Here is a 20,972-nt window from a genome sequence, read left to right as displayed (position 1 = left end):
GTCGCGAAAGTGATAGAACCGCGACGCCTGGGCCAGCACCAGCTCATCAGGAACCGAACCCAAGTAGATCGCCGCTTCTGCCAGGCTGTTGGTAATCGCGGGTCGAGCAGAAGTCGGCAAGGGCAGGGTGGTCGAGCGGTTCTCATGGTCGGTCCACACCACCGAATCGCCCGACACACAAAGCCTGTGCGCCAGCGCATGACTCCAGCCAAACCCCAACCCGCAATCCACATCCACCGCACTGGTGCGATACAGCCGCGTCCACTCAAACGGCAAGATCCCGTCCAGCGCACCATCGGTAAGAGTGAGCAATTCTTCCCCGGTGACCATCGACACTGGGCAGCCGTTGGTGACCGTCTTGTCCGCTGGCGTCGCCGCGTCTCCCTTCGGATTCGACGCCATGACCGGCACATCATCCACACGCTCTTTTTGCGTCAGCACCGCGTTCTGCCGCGCCCGCCAGCGCATCTGCATCGTGCCTTGTTTCACCCAGTCGACCACACCGCGAACCGCCACCGCTTTATAACGGTCGACCGCCTGCATGAACTTGGTGAGAATCGCCAGCACCCCCTTCACGAAGCCCACGGCAGCCTTGAGAATTTGTGCGCCATGCTTGACCAGGCGAACGCTCAAATACGCCACGCCCGCCGCCGGCAACGCGATGGTCAACACCGCGCCAATCACCAGGTCAATCAGCAACGACACCATAAAACCTGCGGCCGCTTGCGCGACTTCACGGGGCGGTAACGCGTCCAGCCAGATCATGGCGGTGCGCAGTAACAGGTACAGCGCCGCCTCGTCACTGGCGAGCAACATCGCCTGTTCCATGACCTTGGGCGCATCGGTGGCGATCTGCGCCAACTTGGCCGCCTCGCTACCCAGTTGCTCGACGTACTTCAGCGGGTCTTCAAGCATCGCCTGCACCAGCTTGATGCTGTCCCACACATCCGTGATCGCCGCCCAACTGCCCGCCAGCACGCCGCTGCCAATCGCGCTGGCAGTAGAGCGTTCCCAGTGGGGTTTGAAGTCTTTCCACTGTGACCGAAGCCACTGTTCCAAGTCCGCCGTCAGCCCGGCATAGGAGGCAAACAAGGCGTCCACTTGCTGCGCCGAAACACCGCCCTGAACCCTTACCTGATAGCGCCCGCCAGCGGCGCAGTAGTGCGAACCCTTGCCGTGTTCATCGAGCATCACCCGCGTGGAGATGCCGTCATCCAGGCCGATCACCTCAACCGGGATGTCGCCAATCGGCACGTCATACGCTGATTCGAATTTGCTCTCGATCTCCAGCACGCCACCCACCGGGCAACGGGCCACGGTGGAGAAATCTGCATCGGTAATGCTCACCGAACGCTGCGAATCCCCAACCCGCAACACTCGGTCCATGCCCAGCAACGACGGCATATCCGCTGCATGGCTGACCGAATCCAGCGCGCGCGAATACCAGGCGCCCATTTGCTGGCGGTACTCCACCAGGCTCTGATGGAAGCCATCCAGCTCATGTTCGATAGCGGCAATGTGGGCAGCGTGGGTCATCCATGACGTCTCGACAGAAGGCAAGGCGTCGGAGTCTGCCGCAGCGAAAAGCGGCTGGATGAACGGTTTGGAAAATCAGATTGCCCTTACACGGGGCTCGCAAAAGTCAGCGGCAACTCATGCGTAAGGGCTACTTCAAATGGCGACACTACTGATTGACGAGCAGTGCCCTTGGGCGTCTTTCAGTTGGGTTTCAAACTCAATCAAGCCCGCCTGCATCCGTTGCAACACGGCGATTTGCGCGGCCAGCGCGTGCTTCTTGTTGGTGATGGCTTGGTCCGCCCTGTCCCAGGGAAAGGTGTCACCGTCGTACCCCAGCAAAATCTCCTGCAGCTCCTTGAGTTTGAACCCGAGCTGCTGGGCGCATTTGATAAAGGTCAGTCGCTCTACGCTCTGCTCCGTATAAACCCGATAGCCGCCAAGGCGTTGCGGCTCGGGCATCAATCCAATCGCCTCATAGTGACGAATCGCCTTGATGGTCGTGCCGGACAACTGCGCAGCTTTGCCGATGTACATGAAAATTCCCTTTCTCAAATAATGCGCCGGCCTGTTTCAGCCACCGGGACCGCTGCGTCAACGTAGAGCCCAGCACCGGCCCGAACAGCAGCGTCTTGCTCGGTGTGATGCCGCACAGCGCCAGCGTGGTGCGACGCATCTGGTGGATGGCCGGCATGCGGTAGACCCAGCGGTAATACCACGCCGGCGTGTCCAGGGTCACTAACAAGTGCGCGCTTCGGCCCTTGAGCAGCTTGTCAGGGAATGCCTTGCCTGCGCGGTATTTGAAGGCGAAGCCGGGTAGGAAAACTCGGTCGATAAAGCCTTTCATCAGTGCCGGGATACCACCCCACCAAACAGGGAAAACCCATGTGAGGTGCTCGGCCCAAAGGATGTCGGCTTGGGCGCTGAGCAAGTCGGGTTCCAGTGTTTGAGCCTGGGTATAACCGTGGTGAAGAATCGGGTCGAATGTGAGATTGCCCAGGTGCAGGATGCGTACTTCGTGACCTGCCGTTTTCGCAGCGTGGATATAGGTCTGCGCCATGGCTGAACAAAAACTATCGGTGGACGGATGGCCGAGAATGACCAGGATGCGCTGACTCATGCTGAAGGCTCCTGAAATGGGCGTTCAGGGTAGGGGGTGCCGTATAGGGGAGAGTCAAGGGCCACAGCCAGTGCCAGCAGGATCTTTCTGCAAGGTACGCAGGACGCGTCCGAGAGTACTCATGAGCGCTTGTGACGGCACAGCGGGCTAACTAGCCTGCTGAAAACACAAGAGTAAAAAGGCATGAGCGAGACCTCCATCGGGTTGACGGCACCTCCAGAGGGCTACAGTGATTGGCTGACAGACCTCAAGGGCCGTATCCATAACGCACAGCAGCGTGCGTCAATCGCGGTCAATCGTGAACTGGTGCTGCTCTACTGGCAGATCGGTCGCGATATTTTGACCCGTCAGAACGATCAAGGCTGGGGTAGCAAAGTGATCGACCGCCTTGCGCAGGATCTGCGGGCGGCCTTTCCAGACATCAAGGGTTTTTCGCCGCGCAATCTGAAGTACATGCGTGCTTTTGCCGAGGCGTGGCCGGATTCTGAATTTGTGCAACAAGCTGCTGCACAATTGCCCTGGGGTCACAACCTAGTGTTGCTCGATAAGCTTCCGGGCCCCGAAACACGTCGTTGGTACATTCTCCAGGCCGTTAAACACAGCTGGTCGCGCAACACGCTGATGATGCACATTGAAAACCGCCTGCTGGAACGCAGTGGCAAGGCCGTCAGTAACTTTGAAAGCCATCTGCCCAAAGCCCAATCCGATCTGGCGCGTGAAACCCTCAAGGACCCTTACCGCTTTGACTTCCTCAGCCTGGGCCTGAACGCGCAAGAGCGTGATATTGAAAACGCCCTGATCAAGCATGTCACCGACTTCTTATTGGAATTAGGCGCAGGCTTTGCCTTCGTAGGCCGGCAAGTGCTGCTGAATGTGGGCGGTGATGAATTCTTCGTCGACCTGCTGTTCTATCACTTGAAGCTGCGTTGCTACGTGGTGATCGAACTCAAGGCTGGCAAGTTCAAGCCCGAACACCTGGGCAAACTGAGCTTCTACCTCGCAGCTGTGGATGCCGAGATAAAGCACCCACAGGATGGCCCGACGATTGGTCTGTTGTTGTGCAAAGGTAAAAATGAGGTGGTGGCTGAATATGCACTGCGCGATAACAACCGACCTATCGGCGTGGCGGAATATCAATTGGTGGAATCTTTGCCCGCAGAATTGCAAACCAGTTTGCCGAGTATTGAGCAGATCGAACGGGAGTTGGCGGGCTAGGGGCGGGCAAGCAATGGAAAAAGCCTGCTTTTCAGGGCAGGCTTATCACGCTGGGTTTGCTTATTTCTGATGAGCTGTCAGCGCCGCGTAACCGTTCATCAAGTTGCGATAGTTGGGAATCCGCTGGGACAACAGGTTACCCAGGCCTTCGATATCGTTGCGCCAGTCGCGGTGCAGCTCACACGCCACCGAGAACCAGTTCATCAACTGCGCACCGGCCTGCGTCATCCGGCTCCACGCCGCCTGCTGCACCGTGGTGTTGAACGTGCCGGACGCATCCGTCACCACAAACACCTCAAAGCCTTCCGCCAGCGCCGACAAGGTCGGGAACGCCACGCACACATCCGTCACCACACCGGCAATGATGATCTGCTTGCGCCCGGTGGCCTTGATCGCCTTGACGAAGTCTTCGTTGTCCCAGGCATTGATCTGACCAGGGCGAGCGATATACGGCGCTTCCGGGAACATTTCCTTCAACTCTGGCACCAGCGGGCCATTGGGGCCTTGCTCGAAGCTGGTGGTGAGGATGGTCGGCAGGTTGAAGAACTTGGCCAGGTCAGCTAAGGCCAACACGTTGTTCTTGAACTCGTTGGGCGAGAAGTCCTGCACCAGGGAAATCAAGCCGGTTTGGTGATCGACCAGCAGAACGATAGCGTCGTCTTTGTTCAAGCGATTGTAGGTGGGAGCGCTCATGGTTGAATCCTTTTTTGTTTAGGTTGGTTGGGCGTTGCGTTCAATATGGGCACAGATTAATGGGTGGGTGGCGGGGGATAAATCGGGTGTGACGAGTCTTACTGTCAACTTAAAGGAGACAAAGAGCGAGCGATTGGGGGCGCCGTACTAATGCGCATAACGCGAATGAATTGCCTGATTTTGAGTAGCCAGCAGGTACGATCCCTTTCATTTGCAGGACGTTTCCGAGAGAATCCCAACCGCTTGCGCCAGTGGAATTGGGTGACTAGGCTGCTGACCGTCACTGCTAATTCAGTGATCGGGTTTAGTCGCCCGGACCTCGCTAGGCGCACGCGCCATCCCAAAGACAGGTGTCTTCTCGCCTGCACTTTATGGTGGCTGTGCGCAGGGCACCCTCTGGTGCGCCGGTGCCTAGCGGCCGGTCGACTAACCTGCGTACAGCCGCCACCTCTGCTCGTTTAGTCGCGAAAGGACGGTGGTAGTCACTTACTGCTAGGAGTTTTGCTATGGATAACGTTCGTTCAGATACGCTGTCGTCACACCCGACCAACTCATTCACGGTCAATGAAGATCTGAGCTTTGAGGATGCCTGGGTGCAGGTGGCTGAGCTGCTGCATTGTGCGCTGGCTACGTCACGGGTGATCGGCGAGTCAGTGGCTGCGCCGCAGAGGGCGGTGATGCATCTGGTGGAGATGGCGAAGATGGTGGCGGATAGGGCTGTGGAGTGTTTGCAGCCTAAATAACGCCTATTGAAGGATGGGTAGGATACCTGCCCGCCTTTGTTGACGATTCAATTGTCCAGCAGCTGCTGGACAATTGAACTGTATTCTTACAGGCATTAAAAAACCGGCTTGTGGCCGGCTTCTCGGGGACTGCCTCAGCTTGTTTTTGACAAACCTCACCAGCCTTCAAATCGCTCAGCCCACATGGCGTCGGGCTGAATAGTAGGGGCATCCGCGGGAACTACTCCGCATCGCCTGACAGGGCAGATAGCTAAGCCATCCCCCTGCCAAATGTGCGGCGCATGATACCCACATTCACTTCAGTTGCCCACCTCCGGTTCCGATTTAGAGCCTTCCCAGCCCAATAGATGTTCATCCAGCGGCACGGGCGGCCGGCGGTTGTTGAGGGTGGACCACCAGAATACCCAGCCGACAACCTTGAAGCTTTGTTCGAAGCGTTCTTCGTGGTTGAGGTATTCGTCCGGGTGTTCGGCGGCGTTGTGGCTGCGCAGGCGCAACCCACCGCCAGGTCGGTTGTAGAGGTATTTGATGCGCAGCATCCCGTCGTGCTCTACCGCATAAATTTCGCCGTCGATGATTTGGGTGCGGCCTCGGTCGATGGCAAGGGTGGCGCCTTGTTGGATGATGTCGGTCATGCTGTTGTCGACCATGTAAGCGCCTACCGCGCGGTCGGGATGGACGTTGAGGGTTTGCAGGCTGTGCCGGGAGACGCGGATGCGTTCGCTTGAGGTGAATGTGGGGTGGAGGGGGATCTCCACGTCGGTTGTTTCCGGACGGCAGGCGGGGCCTGTGAGGTATTTGCCGGTGTCTTCGCGGGTGGGCAGTAGTTTCCTTGTGTCGGGGCCTTCCAGCAGGTAGTTGGCGGGCGGGTGTTTGGGGCCTCGGCCGTCGCTTAACCAGCGACTTGAGACGCACAGCAGTTCTGCTATCTCGTTGAGTCGGCCCATGGGAACGCCGCGTTTGAACCAGTTGTTCACGTGTTGAGGCGTGACGCCGCGGTTCTTGGCGAAGTCGGAGGCGGAAAGATTAACTTCCCGGAGTAGCGCTTTTAAACGATCACCTGATGTATTCATAAACGCAGAGTTTACTGGCGGGAAAAACCAATCAAATAAACCATGCGTTGAATTGCATATGTAGGATTTGGCTTAGTTGTGGCTCGATCTTTCAGGTGTGCAACTTAGATAAACAGCATAAAATAAACATTGAACTTGATGTTTAATTTTGCCCATAAAAAAGCCCCGAACTAACGGGGCTTTCTTATTTGCCGAAGCAATCAGGCGCGGGTATCAGCCTTTGTAGGCGGCAACCGACTTCATGATCTCGGCGCGCGCGGCTTCTGCGTTGCCCCAACCGTCGATCTTCACCCATTTGCCTTTTTCGAGGTCTTTGTAGTTCTCGAAGAAGTGCTTGATCTGTTCCAGCAGCAGTGGCGGCAGGTCGGTGTATTCCTTCACGTCCACGTACAGCTGGGACAGCTTGTCGTGTGGCACTGCGATGACTTTGGCATCGCCTCCGCCGTCGTCGGTCATGTTCAGGATGCCGACTGGACGGGCGCGGATAACCGAGCCTGGGGTAACCGGGTAAGGGGTCACGACCAGCACGTCGAGGGGGTCGCCGTCGTCAGCCAGGGTGTTGGGGATGAAACCGTAGTTGGCCGGGTAGAACATCGGGGTGGCCATGAAACGGTCAACGAACAGGCAGTCGCTGTCTTTGTCGATTTCGTATTTGATCGGCGCGTGGTTGGCCGGAATTTCGATGGCGACGTAGATGTCGTTCGGCAGGTCTTTGCCAGCCGGAATCTTGCTGTAGCTCATTGGGCGTTGCCCCCGTTAGTTGGCCATATGACATGGCCGGATTGGCCTAAAAGTGGCGGCGATTATAGGCATATTCTGACGCCGATGCCATGCGCCAAGCGTCGTACGGTCATTCGCCTTGCGGCTGATAACGTGGGTCGCCGGCTTGCAGTTGGGTCAGGCGCGCCAGTGGGTCCTGGCGGTAGAAGCGGCTGAGTTGGGCGTACACCTGTGGATAACGGTTGACCAGTAAATCCGGTGCGCTGAAAAAGTACTCGCTGGTGACGGCAAAGAATTCGGCTGGGTTTTCCGCAGCGTATGGGTCGATCTCGGTGTCGGCCTCCGGGTTGGCGTCCAGTTGGCGATTGAGGTCGTCGAAGGCGCTTTGCATCACGCTGGCCCATTCCTGCACGCGCATGTCGTGGTGCAGCGGTGGCAGGCCGTTGGCGTCGCCGTTGAGCATGTCGAGCTTGTGCGCCAGTTCATGGATGACCAGGTTGTAGCCTTCCCATTGGCCACTGGCGAGCACCCCAGGCCAGGCGAGGATCACCGGGCCTTGTTGCCAGGCTTCGCCGCTGTGTTCGCCGTCCCACTCGTGCTCCACGCCGCTGGCATCGCGATGGCGCTGCGGGCTGAGGAAGTCGTCGGGGTACAGCACGATTTCATGAAAGCCCTGATACCAGTCGAGGTCGCCCAGGTTCATCAGCGGCAATTGCGCCTGGGCGGCGAGCAGCAGGCGTTGTTCCTGGTGCAGGTCGACGCCGGGCAGGGCGGTGAGGTGTTTTTCGGCGAGGAAGATCACGCAGGCTTCGCGCAGCCACTGGTCTTGCTCGGCGCTGATGCCGTCGAGGAAGGTCAGGTGGTGGCGCACCCGTTGCCAGGTGTCATCGGCAATCGGGTGCTTGGCCAGCAGGCGCCGGCGACGCCAGGCGCTTAGGGACCACATGGGCAATCAGTGTGGGTTGGCTTCGGAGGACGTGCGGCCAAAGCGGCTGCGCACTACGCCAATGATCATCGGCACCAGCGACAACAGGATGATGAACACCACTAGCAGCGACAGGTTTTTCTTGATGAAGGGCACGTTGCCGAAGAAGTAGCCCAGGGTCACCAGGCCACCGACCCAGAGGATGGTGCCGAGTACGCTGAATCCGAAGAAGCGCGGGTAGGGCATTTTGGCCACGCCGGCGACGAACGGCGCGAAAGTGCGCAGGATCGGCAGAAAGCGCGCCAGGGTCACGGTCTTGCCACCGTGCTTGTCGTAGAAGTCGTGGGTCTTTTGCAGGTAGTCGCGGCGGAAGATCTTCGAGTTGGGGTTGCTGAACAAGCGTTCGCCAGCCGTTCGTCCTATGACGTAGTTGGTGCTGTCGCCGAGGATCGCCGCCAGCATCAGCAGGCCGGCCAGCAGCACTGGGTCCATACCGCCGCCAGCTGCTACGGCGCCGGCAATAAACAGCAACGAATCACCCGGCAGGAATGGCATGACCACCAGGCCGGTCTCGCAAAAAATCACCAGGAACAGAATGGCGTAGATCCACGGACCGTAGTTGGTTACCAGCATGTCGAGGTAAACGTCGAGATGCAGGATAAGGTCAAGCGGGTTGAAATCCATGGATGGCACCTGTGTGAATGGCCCGGCTCAGCGGGCCAGTGCGGGGACGACGGGTAATAAGGCTACAAGTGTATGTCGTGGTTCTTACAACCTTGAGAGGTCCGCATTATACGGATTGAATGGTGAAAAGCGTGTGGCTTTTGTAGCGGGGAGTGTCGTGAAAGTGTGAAGCGGTTGGCTTGGTTTTTTGTGGGAGGGGGCTTGCTCCCGATTGCGGTGGGTCAGGGACAAATTCGTTAACTGACACCCCGCCATCGGGAGCAAGCCCCCTCCCACAAGAGATCTACAGTGTTTGGGGGATTAGGGGTCAGTCTTCGTTGATCGGCAGCACGTAGTTCTTGAACTCGGTGTCTTCACGAAAGCCTATGGACTCATAGGTCTTCTGCGCCACTTCATTGTCGCTGCTGGTGGATACCCGCAATCGTACGGCCTGGGTTTCCTTGGCCATCTTCTTGGCCGTGCGCATCAGGTTGTCCGCCACCAGTTGCCGGCGGGCATCCTCGGCTACATAGATGTCATTGAGGATCCACACCCGTTTCAGCGACAACGAGGAAAAGCTCGGATACAGCTGGCAAAAGCCCAGCAGTCGCTTGTCATCATCATCGGCCAGGGCCAGGTAGATCACCGATTCCTTGCGTCGCAGGCGCTTTTCCAGGAAAGCCCGGGATGAATCCGGGAATGGCAGGGCCCCGTAAAACTCGCGGTATTTGACGAACAACGGGGTCAACAGGTCCAGGTGTTCCAGGGTCGCTTGAGTAATCCGCATGCCAGGCCTCAACTTCCAAATGGGGTATGACCACGCGAGCGGCCGTGACTTGATGCTGCCTAATGCGGCAAAAAAGCGCAATCGTGCCGCTATCGGTCACTCGGTGGGCTGAGCAGGAAATTGCCCTTCATCAAGTCCGGGTCGTCGGATTCAAGCGTCTGAACCTGTGCCTCATCCTTGAGGTTGACCCCCGACAGTTGCCGGCGACACGCCTCGCGCATCAAGTACAACAGGCGATGGGCCGCCATGCCATAGCTCAAGCCTTCCAGCCGCACATTGGAGATGCAATTGCGATACGCATCGGTGAGGCCCACCTTGGGGTTGTAGGTGAAATACAGGCCCAGGCTGTCCGGCGAGCTGAGCCCCGGCCGTTCGCCGATCAGGATCACCACCATTTTGGCGCCGAGTAATTGCCCGATTTCATCGGCCACTGCCACGCGGCCTTGTTCCACCAGTATCACCGGTGACAAGGACCAGCCTTCGGCGTGGGTCTGTTCCTCCAGGCGCGTCAGAAACGGAGCCGTATGCTTATGCACCGCCAATGCCGACAGGCCATCGGCCACCACGATGGCCAAATCCACGCCACCCGGGTACGCCGAAGCGTAGTCGCGCAAGGTTTGGGCCGACTCATCGCTCAAGCGTCGCCCAAGGTCCGGGCGTTGCAGGTACATATGCCGGTCCGTGGCGGCGCTGCGCAGCAACAGGCTGTCGCGGCCACGTTCGGCCAATTGGCCGCTGAGCGCGGCATGGTCGAAGGGCAGGTGCACCGCATCCCGCGCCTGGGCGTGGGCAAACTGGAAGTCCAGCTGGGCACTGGTAGGAATGCTGGTGCCGGTGCGGCCCAGGGCGATGCGCGCCGGGGTCAGGCGGCGTAATTCCAGCCACGGGTTGTCAGGCAATTCTGGTTGCACGGTCGGCTCCTTCATCCCAGTTGCGCCAGAGCGTGGCGAAACGCCGGTGGCAGGCTGTTGCCGAAGTGCACTTTGCCGCCTTCTTGCGTGAAGATGCCCATTTTCGCCAGCCACTGTTCAAACTCCGGCGCCGGTTTTAAACCCAATGTTTGCCGGGCGTACAAGGCGTCGTGGAACGAGGTGGTCTGGTAGTTGAGCATGATGTCGTCGGAGCCGGGGATGCCCATGATGAAGTTGATGCCGGCAACGCCGAGCAGGGTCAACAGGGTGTCCATGTCGTCCTGGTCGGCTTCGGCGTGGTTGGTGTAGCAGATATCACAACCCATGGGTACGCCGAGCAGCTTGCCGCAGAAGTGGTCTTCCAGACCGGCGCGGATGATCTGCTTGCCGTTGTACAGGTACTCCGGGCCGATAAAACCGACCACGGTATTGACCAGGAACGGCTTGAAGTGCCGGGCCACGGCGTAGGCACGGGTTTCACAGGTTTGCTGGTCGACGCCAAAGTGCGCATTGGCCGACAGGGCACTGCCCTGGCCGGTTTCGAAATACATCAGGTTTTGCCCCAGAGTGCCGCGCTTGAGACTCAGGCCAGCCTCGTAACCTTCCTGCAGCACGCTCAGGCTGATGCCGAAACTGGCGTTGGCGGCCTCGGTGCCGGCGATCGACTGGAACACCAGGTCCAGCGGCACGCCACGGTTGATCGCCTCGATGGAGGTGGTGACGTGGGTGAGTACGCAGGCCTGGGTGGGGATTTCGTAGCGCTGGATGATCGCGTCGAGCATCTCCAGCATGGCGCAGATCGAGGCGATGCTGTCGGTGGCCGGGTTGATGCCGATCATGGCGTCGCCGTTGCCGTAGAGCAGGCCGTCGAGAATACTCGCGGCAATGCCTGCTGGTTCGTCGGTGGGGTGGTTAGGCTGCAAGCGCGTGGACAAGCGTCCGCGCAGGCCCATGGTGCCGCGAAACTGGGTGACCACGCGGATCTTCTGTGCCACCAGCACCAGGTCCTGTACGCGCATGATTTTGGACACGGCTGCCGCCATTTCCGGTGTCAGCCCCGGCGCCAGTGCGCGTAGGGATTGTTCATCAGCCGCGTCACTGAGCAGCCAGTCGCGCAGGCCACCGACGGTGAGATGGCTCACCGTGGCAAAGGCCTGTTTGTCGTGGGTGTCGATGATCAGCCGGGTGACTTCGTCGCTTTCATAGGGAATCAGCACTTCTTCGAGGAAGTGCTTCAGGGGTGTATTTGCCAGCGCCATCTGGGCGGCGACCCGTTCGCCATCATTCTGCGCAGCGACACCGGCCAGGAAGTCGCCGGAGCGCGCCGGGCTGGCTTTGGCCATCAGATCCTTGAGGCTGTCGAAGCGATAGGTGTGTGCACCCACCGCGTGGGAAAAACTTGCCATACAGTATCTCCTTGACGACGCGAGCAGGCGCCCGCGCCGAGGTTTACGGCACTTAGTGCAGGGCGGCCTCTGCGGCCTGGATCGCCGCGAATTCTTCTTCGGGCGTGCCTGCTACCAAGTGATGCCGGCTGTAGAAAGCAAAGTAAGCAATTAATACTCCATAGATGACCGCCGCGCCAATCACCACGCGTGGGTCGACCAAAAAGCCTGCCACTACGGCCACGCAGGCCAGTACCAGCGCTACGCCCGAGGTGAAGATGCCGCCCGGCGTGCGGTACGGGCGCTCCATTTTAGGGCGGCGGATGCGCAGGGTGATGTGCGCGGCCATCATCAGCACGTAGGAAATCGTTGCGCCAAACACCGCCACCAATATCAGCAAATCGCCCTGGCCGGTCAGCGACAGGCCAAAGCCGATGATGCCGGGGATGACCAGCGCCAGTACTGGCGCCTTGCTCTTGTTGGTCTCGGACAATTTGCGCGGCAGGTAGCCAGCGCGCGACAAGGCAAAAATCTGCCGCGAGTAGGCGTAGATAATCGAGAAAAAGCTCGCGATCAAACCAGCCAGGCCGACCAGATTGACGAAGCTGCCCATCCAGGTCGAACCGCCGTAGGACAGCGCCAGGGCTTCCACCAACGGGTTGCCGGATTTGATCAGCGCATACGTGCCTGCACCGCCCGGCGCGATAACCAGGATCAACAGGGCAAAACTGGTCAGCACCACAATCGCGCCGATCAGCCCACGGGGCAGGTCGCGCTTGGGGTTCTTGGTTTCTTCAGCGGCCAGGGGCACGCCTTCTACTGCGAGGAAAAACCAGATCGCATAAGGGATCGCCGCCCACACGCCCACATAGCCGAACGGCAGGAAGCTGCTGGCGCCTTTGGCCTCGGTCACCGGAATATCCAGCAGGTTGGCGACGTTGAAGTGCGGCACCATCGACACCAGGAATACGCCCAAAGCGATCGCGGCGACGGCGGTGATGACAAACATCAGCTTCAAGGCTTCGCCGACACCAAAAATATGGATGCCGATAAAGATGATGTAGAACGCCAGGTAGATCATCCAGCCGCCAATGCCGAACAGCGACTCGCAGTAAGCGCCGATAAACACCGCAATTGCGGCGGGGGCGATGGCGTACTCGATCAGGATCGCGGTGCCGGTGAGGAACCCGCCCCAAGGGCCAAAGGCGCTGCGGGCAAAACCGTAGCCACCGCCGGCGGTGGGGATCATCGAAGACAGTTCGGCCAGGGAGAAGCACATGCACAGGTACATGGTAGCCATGAGCAATGTGGCGAGGAACATGCCGCCCCAGCCACCCTGGGCCAGGCCGAAGTTCCAGCCTGCGTAGTCGCCGGAGATGACGTAGGCGACGCCAAGGCCGACTAACAGCACCCAGCCGGCAGCGCCTTTTTTCAATTCTCGTTGTTGAAAGTAATCGGTGCCGACTTTTTCGAAGTCGACCGAAGAACTCGTGGGTTCGCTGGGCATGGGAAGTACCTTCCATTCTTATTGTTTTCAACTCGGCCGGTGTGTGCCGAATGCGCATCGCAAGTACTTATGAAGATCCAAATGTGGGAGGGGGCTTGCTCCCGATAGCAGTGGGTCAGTGACTCATACTTGCACTGACACTCCCCGATCGGGAGCAAGCCCCCTCCCACCCTTGATTGCATTTCAAAGGTGGGAGGGGGTGTGGGGTTAGAAAAAGCCCAACGGATTAATGTCGTAGCTCACCAGCAGGTTCTTGGTCTGCTGGTAGTGATCCAACATCATCTTGTGGGTTTCGCGCCCTACGCCAGACTTCTTGTAACCGCCAAACGCGGCGTGCGCCGGGTACAGGTGGTAGCAGTTGGTCCACACGCGACCGGCCTTGATCGCGCGGCCCATGCGGTAGGCGCGGTTGATGTCGCGGGTCCACAGGCCGGCGCCCAGGCCGAACTCGGTATCGTTGGCAATCGCCAGGGCTTCGGCTTCGTCCTTGAAAGTGGTGATGCTCACCACCGGGCCGAAGATTTCCTCCTGGAACACACGCATGTCGTTGGTGCCCTTGAGCAGGGTCGGCTGGATGTAATAGCCGGTGGCCAGATCGCCAGTTAGCTTTTCAACCTTGCCGCCAGTCAGCAGTTGCGCGCCTTCGCCCTTGGCGATTTCCAGGTAGGACAGGATCTTGTCAAATTGCTGCTCGGACGCTTGGGCGCCGACCATGGTGTCGGTGTCCAGCGGATCGCCGCGCTTGATCGACTCGACCTTCTTCATCACCACTTTCATGAAGTCGTCGTAGATCGACTCCTCCACCAGGGCGCGGGATGGGCAGGTGCACACTTCGCCTTGGTTGAAGAACGCCAGCACCAGGCCTTCGGCAGCTTTTTCGATGAATGCAGGTTCCGCTTTCATGATGTCGGCGAAAAAGATATTCGGCGACTTGCCGCCCAGCTCAACGGTAGACGGAATGATGTTCTCGGCCGCCGCATGCATGATGTGCGAGCCCACCGGGGTAGAACCGGTGAAGGCTATCTTGGCGATACGTTTGCTGGTCGCCAGGGCTTCGCCGGCTTCCTTGCCGAAACCATGCACCACGTTCAGTACGCCTGGCGGCAACAGGTCGCCGATCAGTTCCATCAGTACGCTGATGCCCAGCGGGGTTTGCTCGGCGGGCTTGAGCACCACGCAGTTGCCGGCGGCCAGGGCCGGGGCTAGTTTCCAGGCGGCCATCAGCAGCGGGAAGTTCCACGGGATGATCTGGCCGACCACGCCCAGTGGTTCGTGGAAGTGATAGGCGGCAGTGAGTTCGTTGATTTCGGCGCTGCTGCCTTCCTGGGCGCGAATGCAGCCTGCGAAGTAGCGGAAGTGGTCGGCGGCCAGGGGGATGTCGGCGTTGAGGGTTTCACGCACGGCCTTGCCGTTGTCCCAGGTTTCGGTGATAGCCAGCAGTTCGAGGTTCTGCTCGATACGGTCGGCGATTTTCAGCAGTACCAGCGAGCGGTCCTGGGCGCTGGTTTTGCCCCAGGCGTCAGCGGCGGCGTGGGCGGCGTCCAGAGCCTTGTCGATGTCTTTGGCGGTGGAGCGCGGGAAGTCTGCGATAGGTTTGCCGTTGACCGGCGAGGTGTTGGAGAAGTAGTTGCCATCGACCGGCGCAACGAACTCGCCGCCGATGTAGTTGCCGTACTTGGCCTTGAACGAAACGATGGCGCCTTCGGTACCGGGGTGTGCATAACGCATGGTGGGCATCTCCTGCTTTTATGTTTATCGGAGTACAGCGCTGCAAGCGCGTTATAAAGCGTAGAGCAAAGGTTGGGCCAGTGCGTGCGGGCCAGGTAAATCAAGGGTTTGGTTTTGTTTACAAGGCATGACTGTGGCCGGGGCGATACAGGTGGGGTGACAGCTTGTACCGCAAACGGTACAGCCTGTGACCGATGGGTCGGCCCGGGATTGCAATGGCCGGATGGCTGGTGGATGCTGGGCGCTCTCACGCAGGGAGAATAATAAGAACATGCACAACGATCATTTCAGTCGCCATGCCCAGCAGGTTCTCACCGTCACCCGGGGGCAAGAGCCGCTTCAAGGGCCGGGCAGCGATCCCTCCATCGCCCGTTCCTGGCTGCGTTGCGTTGAGGACTACCACCTCGACCCCGCGCTGACCGTTGCGCCCACCGTGCTTGAGCACGGCCGCCTGCTGGAAAGCCGCGAACGCCTGCGCCAGGTGCTGCATATCGCCGGCAACGAAATGAACAGCCTGCACCAGCAACTCTCGGGGGCCGGTCATGCGGTGCTGCTCACCGATGCCCGGGGGGTGATCCTCAACTGTGTCACCGCGCCGTCCGAGCGCAAGATTTTCGAACGCGCCGGGCTGTGGCTGGGCGCCGACTGGAGTGAAGCCTGCGAAGGCACCAATGGCATCGGCACCTGCCTGGTGGAGCGTCAATCCCTGACCATCCACCGTGACGAGCATTTTCGCGGCCGCCATACCGGGCTGACGTGTTCGGCGAGCCCGGTGTTCGACCCTCACGGTGAATTGCTGGCGGTGCTGGATGTGTCCTCGGCCCGCGAAGCCGTGTCGCGCCAGAGCCAGTTCCACACCATGGCGCTGGTGAACCTGTCGGCCAAGATGATCGAAAGTTGCTACTTCCTGCGCCACTTCGAACACCATTGGCTGCTGCGTTTTCACCTCCAGGCCGAGTCGGTCGGGTTGTTCAGCGAAGGCTTGCTGGCGTTCGATGGCGAAGGGCGCATTTGTGCGGTGAACCAGAGCGCCCTGAACCTGTTGGGGCAGCTACGCGGCGGCTTGGTGGGCCAGCCGGTGGACGCGTTTTTCGACTGTTCCCTGGATCAGTTGCTAGGGCGGGCCAGCGCGAGTGCCACGGCCAGTTGGCCGCTGCGTAGCCGCGATGGTCGGCCTCTATTTGCAGCGCTGCGAGGCCAGCCCCGCAGTACGCCGGCCCCGGTCGTCAAGCCGCAGGCGCCACGCCCACTGGGTATTTGCCTGGGCGATCCGGCGTTGCAAAATGAGCTGCGCAAGGCCTCGCGAGTATTCGAACGCGACGTGCCCTTGCTGATCAACGGCGAAACCGGCTGCGGTAAAGAGGCTTTCGCCAAGGCCGTGCACCAGGCCAGCCAGCGAGGCGACAAGGCCTTTGTCGCGCTGAACTGTGCGGCCATTCCGGAAAACCTGATCGAGTGCGAGTTGTTTGGCTATCGCGCCGGCAGTTTCACCGGCGCCCTTAAAGAAGGCATGCGCGGCAAGCTGCAACAGGCCGACGGCGGTACGCTGTTTCTCGACGAAATCGGCGATATGCCACTGGCGCTGCAAACCCGCTTGTTAAGGGTGCTGGAGGATCGCCTGGTGGTGCCTATCGGCGGCGAACCTCAAGCCGTGAACCTGCGCATCATCAGCGCGACGCACCGTAATTTGTTGGAGCGTGTGGCCGATGGCAGCTTTCGCGAAGACCTGTATTACCGCTTGAGCGGCTTGGAAGTCGCCCTGCCGCCGTTGCGCGAACGCACTGACAAGGCGCAATTGTTGGACTTCCTCTTGGCCCAAGAGGCCGGCACCGAACAGGTGATGCTAGACGAGTCGGCGCGCCAGGCTTTGTTGGCATTCCCCTGGCCCGGCAACCTGCGACAGTTGCGTACGGTATTGCGCACGGTGGTGGCGCTCTGTGAGGACGGCCGAGTCGGTCTTGACGACTTGCCGGCATTGATTCGTCAGGCGCAGCCGCTGGGGGCGAGGGTGGATGCGCCGTACGCCTTGCCACTGGAAAGCGCCGAGCGTCAGGCATTACTCGGTGCGTTGGCGCAGCAGCGCTGGCATATGAGTCATGTGGCTGAACAGTTGGGGGTCAGTCGCAATACGCTGTACCGCAAGTTACGCAAACATGGAATCTCAAGGGACTCCACCCATTAAGGGAGTGCGACACCTGTCGGAATAACTCAGTTATTGCCGATGGCTCAAGTTTTGTCGCACAGGCTTTAAGGTTTTTTATCGCGCCATGTACTCACGTCGCCCCGGAACGCTGCACGTTGTTTTAAGCACTGATGGAATAAGGGCAGAGCATCACGTGCCCTTAATCACAGTTGTTTGAAACTTCTAGGGTGACAACACATGAACATTACAAGTCCAATAACGACTCCTGTGCTACAACTCCCTGTTCAACTTGACGTTACGCTCACGTCCCAACCGCAACCCTTAACCGCGGGCTGGGGCGAACCGATGGACCCCACTCAGCCTGAGCCTGGCACGCAGTTGTCTGCGCAGGAGACTGATCAAACGCCGAAGGTGCGCATCAAGCGTGGAATTTTTGGACGGCGGTTCGGGGGAGGATCCCGCCCCACGCCTCACGTGCCGCCCACGCCATCGCCCAGAGTGCCGCCTGCTCCGGTCAGTCCCTCGCCCACCCGGCCCCAAACCACGGCGGGTGGGAAAAAGCCGACGACAAGCCACGAAACCCCTGGTGCCAGTGCGACCGCGGGCAGTTCAAGCCAGTCAACCGCAGGTAGACTCAAGGACGTGCTGACCAAGGGGCCTCAGACGCCCCCCCGCGGTGGGACCGCCCCTGTGAAACAGGACGATTCACCCAAGGTCAGCATGGCCGATGTCACCCAGCGACTGTTGGATGCCGACAGGCTGGTCAAAGCGGGCGTTATTTCTACATCACCCTCTACAGGCAAGACGGTCAAGGACGCGTTCATCAATGCAGGTGTCAATGGTATGGTCAGCGCGCCGATCAATGTGGGGGCGTATGCCGGGTCCGTGGCCGCGGGGGAAGCGATCAAGGGCCAATACGTGCCGTCGCCAGTGGCGCCACCGCCACCGCATTTGCCCGGCGTTGCACAGTCCGATCAGAAGCCCATGCCGCAAACCGTTGCGCCACCCGCACCCGATGAGCCTGCGCCGGGAGCCACGCGCCATCTGGATCGGGTAGAGAAAGTGGTGCTGGAGTTTGCCAATGTCGTCATGACGCTGGCGTCGGGCAGCACCGCAGACCGGCTTGCCATTGGCGACGCCTGGCCCAAGGAGCGTGGGGCACGCTTGACTAACCTGGAGCAGTTACTGAGCGTTTCAGAAACCCATATGAGGCAAGTGGCTGAGGACAACGGCGTTATTTTCAAACCTCACATCGAGTCGTCAACATCTCCCAGTACCGGGGGACGCTTAGGCGTAATAGAGCGTCGGTATGACGCGATGGAAAAAGCGGCCGAACGAATCATGACCTTGAAAGACGCTGAGCTTAAAAAAGCTGGCACCACGGTTTAAGACATCCCTTTTGCCCGTCGGATCCTACCGGCGGGCGTTTCGCCCTCAGCTAAAGCGTGCGAACTTTCCCACCCTACGCTAACCTGCCTCGATGTTTACGAGGTCGACTATGCACATTCATATTCTGGGTATCTGCGGTACGTTCATGGGTTCGATGGCGGTTCTGGCCAAAGAGCTGGGCCATCACGTTACGGGCTCCGATGCCAATGTTTATCCGCCCATGAGCACGCAGCTGCAGGCGCAAGGTATCGAGCTGACCCAAGGTTACGACCCCTCGCAATTCGACCCGGCGCCGGATCTGGTAGTGATTGGCAACGCCATGTCCCGCGGCAACCCAGCGGTCGAGTACGTGCTCAATAAAGGTTTGCCTTACGTCTCAGGCCCTCAATGGCTGGCTGATCATGTGTTGCAAGGTCGTTGGGTATTGGCGGTGGCCGGCACTCACGGCAAGACCACCACCAGCAGTATGCTCGCCTGGGTGCTGGAACATGCGGGCATGAGCCCGGGCTTCCTGATCGGCGGCGTGCCGCAGAATTTCTCGGTGTCGGCGCGCCTGGGCGATACGCCGTTTTTTGTGATCGAAGCCGATGAATACGACAGCGCGTTTTTCGACAAGCGCTCCAAGTTCGTCCACTACCGTCCGCGCACAGCGATCCTGAATAATCTGGAGTTTGATCACGCGGACATCTTTCCCGATCTGGCGGCTATTGAGCGGCAGTTTCATCACTTGGTGCGTACCATCCCGAGTGAAGGCCTGGTCATACACCCGACCACTGAACCGGCGTTGCAGCGCGTGATCGACATGGGCTGCTGGACGCCGGTGCAGACCACCGGTGTGGACGGGCAATGGCAGGTCAAGTTGCTCAGCGAAGACGGCTCCCGGTTTGAAGTGCTGTTCGAAGGCCAAGCCCAAGGCGTCGTGGAGTGGGATATGACCGGCCAGCACAATGTTGCCAACGCGCTGGTAACCCTGGCGGCTGCACGGCATGTCGGTGTGGTGCCGGCCATGGGCATCGCGGCCTTGAGCGCATTCAAAAGCGTCAAGCGGCGCATGGAAAAAGTCGCCGACGTGAATGGGATTACCATCTACGATGACTTTGCCCACCATCCAACTGCTATCGCCACTACGCTCGACGGCCTGCGCAAGCGCGTTGGCGATGCCCAAATCATTGCGATCGTCGAACCGCGCTCCAACTCCATGAAGCTGGGTGCGCACCGCGATGGCCTGCCGGAAAGCGTCAACGACGCCGACCAGGTGGTCTGGTACGCGCCTGCCAACCTTGGTTGGGACCTGCCGGGGATCGCTGCGCTGTGCACCGTGCCTTCGACCGTGTGTGATTCGCTGGAAGGCATCATTGAGCATGTGAAGCACTTGGCCAAGCCCGGCACCCATGTGGTAGTCATGAGCAACGGCGGCTTTGGCGGCTTGCACGGCAAGCTGGCCGAGGCGTTGAAATGAGCGGCCCCGAACGTATCACCCTGGCAATGACCGGCGCATCCGGCGCGCCTTACGGCCTGCGCCTGCTGGATTGCCTGGTACGTGAAGACCGTGAAGTGCACTTCCTGATTTCCAAGGCCGCCCAATTGGTGCTGGCGACCGAGACGGATGTGCAATTGCCGGCCAAGGTGCAGATGATGCAAGCGTTCCTCACCGAATACACCGGTGCGGCGGCGGGGCAGATCAAGGTCTATGGCAAGGAAGACTGGATGTCGCCCGTAGCTTCGGGCTCCGGCGCGCCGGCGGCGATGGTGGTGGTGCCATGCTCCACCGGCACCCTGTCGGCGATTGCCACGGGCGCCTGCAATAACCTGATCGAAAGGGCGGCGGACGTGACCTTGAAGGAGCGTCGCCAATTGATCCTGGTACCGCGCGAAGCACCGTATTCGAGTATTCACCTGGAACACATGCTCAAGTTGTCGAACATGGGCGTGACCATCTTGCCCGCGTCGCCGGGCTTCTATCACCAGCCCCAAACCATTGATGACCTGGTGGACTTCGTGGTGGCGCGCATTCTCAACCTGCTGAACATTCCCCAGGACATGCTGCCGCGCTGGGGCGAGCACCATTTGGGCGGCGATGAATAAAGTGCTGCTGCTATTACTGGCGTTGCACCTCGCTGGTTGCGCCACGGCACGCACCCTGGACGCCGCGCAAGCGGGCGCGCCAGTGGTGTATGCCGGTACACGCCTGGATTTGTATGCGATCAATGGCGGCTGCTGTGCCAAGGACCGCTTTGGTGCCGAGGCGCCCACCTATCCTCATATCGACCTGCCCGCCAGCGCGTTGCTCGATACGCTGCTGTTGCCACTGTCTTTGTTGACCGTGCTGGGCGTGGGCTTCAACGCCACTGGCGGACTCTGAGAACTACACGAACCCAATGTGGGAGGGGGCTTGCTCCCGATGGCGCCGTGTCAGGCAACTACATTGTTGCTGACCCACCGTCATCGGGAGCAA

At 59.7% G+C, this 20,972-nt stretch carries 20 protein-coding genes; 7 read left to right on the top strand and 13 right to left on the bottom strand.

Going from position 1 to position 20,972, the window contains the following annotated elements; genetic code table 11:
- The 3 genes from E4P00_RS21615 to E4P00_RS21605 all read right to left on the bottom strand — a co-directional run.
- Positions 1-1,536 (bottom strand): DUF6531 domain-containing protein (locus tag E4P00_RS21615; RefSeq protein WP_248133007.1); only part of this gene is annotated, 1,536 nt, incomplete at its 3' end.
- A gap of 135 nt (positions 1,537-1,671) precedes the next feature.
- Positions 1,672-2,052 (bottom strand): MerR family transcriptional regulator, encoded by a 381-nt coding sequence (locus tag E4P00_RS21610; protein ID WP_248133005.1) that lies wholly within the window; start codon positions 2,050-2,052, stop codon positions 1,672-1,674.
- Complete coding sequence (locus E4P00_RS21605) at positions 1,991-2,635, bottom strand: NAD(P)H-dependent oxidoreductase (RefSeq protein ID WP_078822428.1); 645 nt, start codon at positions 2,633-2,635, stop codon at positions 1,991-1,993. Before E4P00_RS21605 ends, E4P00_RS21610 begins: the two co-directional genes overlap by 62 nt.
- Before the next feature lie 183 nt (positions 2,636-2,818).
- Between E4P00_RS21605 and E4P00_RS21600 the strand changes: the two genes are divergently transcribed.
- The gene (locus E4P00_RS21600) at positions 2,819-3,850 is read left to right on the top strand and encodes a PDDEXK nuclease domain-containing protein (RefSeq protein WP_216090361.1); all 1,032 of its coding nucleotides are present in this window, start codon (positions 2,819-2,821) and stop codon (positions 3,848-3,850) included.
- 60 nt (positions 3,851-3,910) lie between these two features.
- On the opposite strand, the gene ycaC is transcribed toward E4P00_RS21600, so the two are convergent.
- On the bottom strand, positions 3,911-4,543 hold the full coding sequence (ycaC, locus tag E4P00_RS21595) for an isochorismate family cysteine hydrolase YcaC (RefSeq protein WP_032879270.1): 633 nt from the start codon (positions 4,541-4,543) through the stop codon (positions 3,911-3,913).
- Positions 4,544-5,049: 506 nt separating this feature from the next.
- Between ycaC and E4P00_RS21590 the strand changes: the two genes are divergently transcribed.
- Positions 5,050-5,286: a hypothetical protein gene (locus E4P00_RS21590; protein WP_032879272.1), complete on the top strand. Its 237-nt coding sequence runs from the start codon at positions 5,050-5,052 to the stop codon at positions 5,284-5,286.
- Between the two features lie 299 nt (positions 5,287-5,585).
- On the opposite strand, the gene E4P00_RS21585 is transcribed toward E4P00_RS21590, so the two are convergent.
- The 9 genes from E4P00_RS21585 to E4P00_RS21545 all read right to left on the bottom strand — a co-directional run bounded on the left by E4P00_RS21585 (position 5,586) and on the right by E4P00_RS21545 (position 14,985).
- Entirely contained in the window at positions 5,586-6,359 is a 774-nt protein-coding gene (locus E4P00_RS21585; protein WP_005791812.1) for a helix-turn-helix transcriptional regulator, read from the bottom strand.
- 213 nt (positions 6,360-6,572) lie between these two features.
- On the bottom strand, positions 6,573-7,100 hold the full coding sequence (ppa, locus tag E4P00_RS21580; protein ID WP_005791810.1) for an inorganic diphosphatase: 528 nt from the start codon (positions 7,098-7,100) through the stop codon (positions 6,573-6,575).
- Positions 7,101-7,209: 109 nt separating this feature from the next.
- Complete coding sequence (locus tag E4P00_RS21575; RefSeq protein ID WP_005791808.1) at positions 7,210-8,025, bottom strand: M90 family metallopeptidase; 816 nt, start codon at positions 8,023-8,025, stop codon at positions 7,210-7,212.
- 6 nt (positions 8,026-8,031) lie between these two features.
- Positions 8,032-8,688, bottom strand: coding sequence for a DedA family protein (locus E4P00_RS21570; protein ID WP_003194521.1), 657 nt, complete (start codon positions 8,686-8,688; stop codon positions 8,032-8,034).
- Positions 8,689-8,995: 307 nt separating this feature from the next.
- Positions 8,996-9,454: a GNAT family N-acetyltransferase gene (locus E4P00_RS21565; protein WP_005791806.1), complete on the bottom strand. Its 459-nt coding sequence runs from the start codon at positions 9,452-9,454 to the stop codon at positions 8,996-8,998.
- Between the two features lie 89 nt (positions 9,455-9,543).
- Entirely contained in the window at positions 9,544-10,380 is an 837-nt protein-coding gene (gene eutC, locus E4P00_RS21560) for an ethanolamine ammonia-lyase subunit EutC (RefSeq protein WP_078822425.1), read from the bottom strand.
- Positions 10,377-11,771: an ethanolamine ammonia-lyase subunit EutB gene (locus E4P00_RS21555; RefSeq protein ID WP_032879276.1), complete on the bottom strand. Its 1,395-nt coding sequence runs from the start codon at positions 11,769-11,771 to the stop codon at positions 10,377-10,379. The genes eutC and E4P00_RS21555 overlap by 4 nt, the downstream gene beginning before the upstream one ends.
- 52 nt (positions 11,772-11,823) lie before the next feature.
- Positions 11,824-13,257: an ethanolamine permease gene (gene eat / locus E4P00_RS21550; RefSeq protein ID WP_032879278.1), complete on the bottom strand. Its 1,434-nt coding sequence runs from the start codon at positions 13,255-13,257 to the stop codon at positions 11,824-11,826.
- A 207-nt stretch (positions 13,258-13,464) separates the two neighbouring features.
- Positions 13,465-14,985, bottom strand: coding sequence for an aldehyde dehydrogenase family protein (locus E4P00_RS21545; protein ID WP_005791797.1), 1,521 nt, complete (start codon positions 14,983-14,985; stop codon positions 13,465-13,467).
- A gap of 271 nt (positions 14,986-15,256) precedes the next feature.
- On the opposite strand from E4P00_RS21545, the gene E4P00_RS21540 reads away from it, so the two are divergent.
- The 5 genes from E4P00_RS21540 to E4P00_RS21520 all read left to right on the top strand — a co-directional run bounded on the left by E4P00_RS21540 (position 15,257) and on the right by E4P00_RS21520 (position 20,879).
- Positions 15,257-17,167: a sigma-54-dependent Fis family transcriptional regulator gene (locus tag E4P00_RS21540; RefSeq protein ID WP_078822424.1), complete on the top strand. Its 1,911-nt coding sequence runs from the start codon at positions 15,257-15,259 to the stop codon at positions 17,165-17,167.
- A 651-nt stretch (positions 17,168-17,818) separates the two neighbouring features.
- Positions 17,819-18,517, top strand: a complete 699-nt coding sequence (locus tag E4P00_RS21535) for a hypothetical protein (protein WP_248133003.1) — start codon at positions 17,819-17,821, stop codon at positions 18,515-18,517.
- Positions 18,518-18,626: 109 nt separating this feature from the next.
- A complete protein-coding gene (gene mpl, locus E4P00_RS21530) occupies positions 18,627-19,976 on the top strand; it encodes a UDP-N-acetylmuramate:L-alanyl-gamma-D-glutamyl-meso-diaminopimelate ligase (RefSeq protein WP_032879281.1) in 1,350 nt (449 codons plus the stop codon).
- Positions 19,973-20,602 (top strand): flavin prenyltransferase UbiX, encoded by a 630-nt coding sequence (gene ubiX, locus E4P00_RS21525; RefSeq protein ID WP_005791790.1) that lies wholly within the window; start codon positions 19,973-19,975, stop codon positions 20,600-20,602. Before mpl ends, ubiX begins: the two co-directional genes overlap by 4 nt.
- Positions 20,595-20,879 (top strand): YceK/YidQ family lipoprotein, encoded by a 285-nt coding sequence (locus E4P00_RS21520; RefSeq protein WP_148853997.1) that lies wholly within the window; start codon positions 20,595-20,597, stop codon positions 20,877-20,879. The genes ubiX and E4P00_RS21520 overlap by 8 nt, the downstream gene beginning before the upstream one ends.
- The last annotated feature ends 93 nt before the right edge of the window (positions 20,880-20,972 follow it).

Source organism: Pseudomonas sp. B329, from assembly GCF_023127835.1.
GTDB classification, from domain to species: domain Bacteria; phylum Pseudomonadota; class Gammaproteobacteria; order Pseudomonadales; family Pseudomonadaceae; genus Aquipseudomonas; species Aquipseudomonas synxantha_A.
Note: the sequence above shows the minus strand (reverse complement) of the source record. Positions and strands in the feature narration are given on the sequence as shown.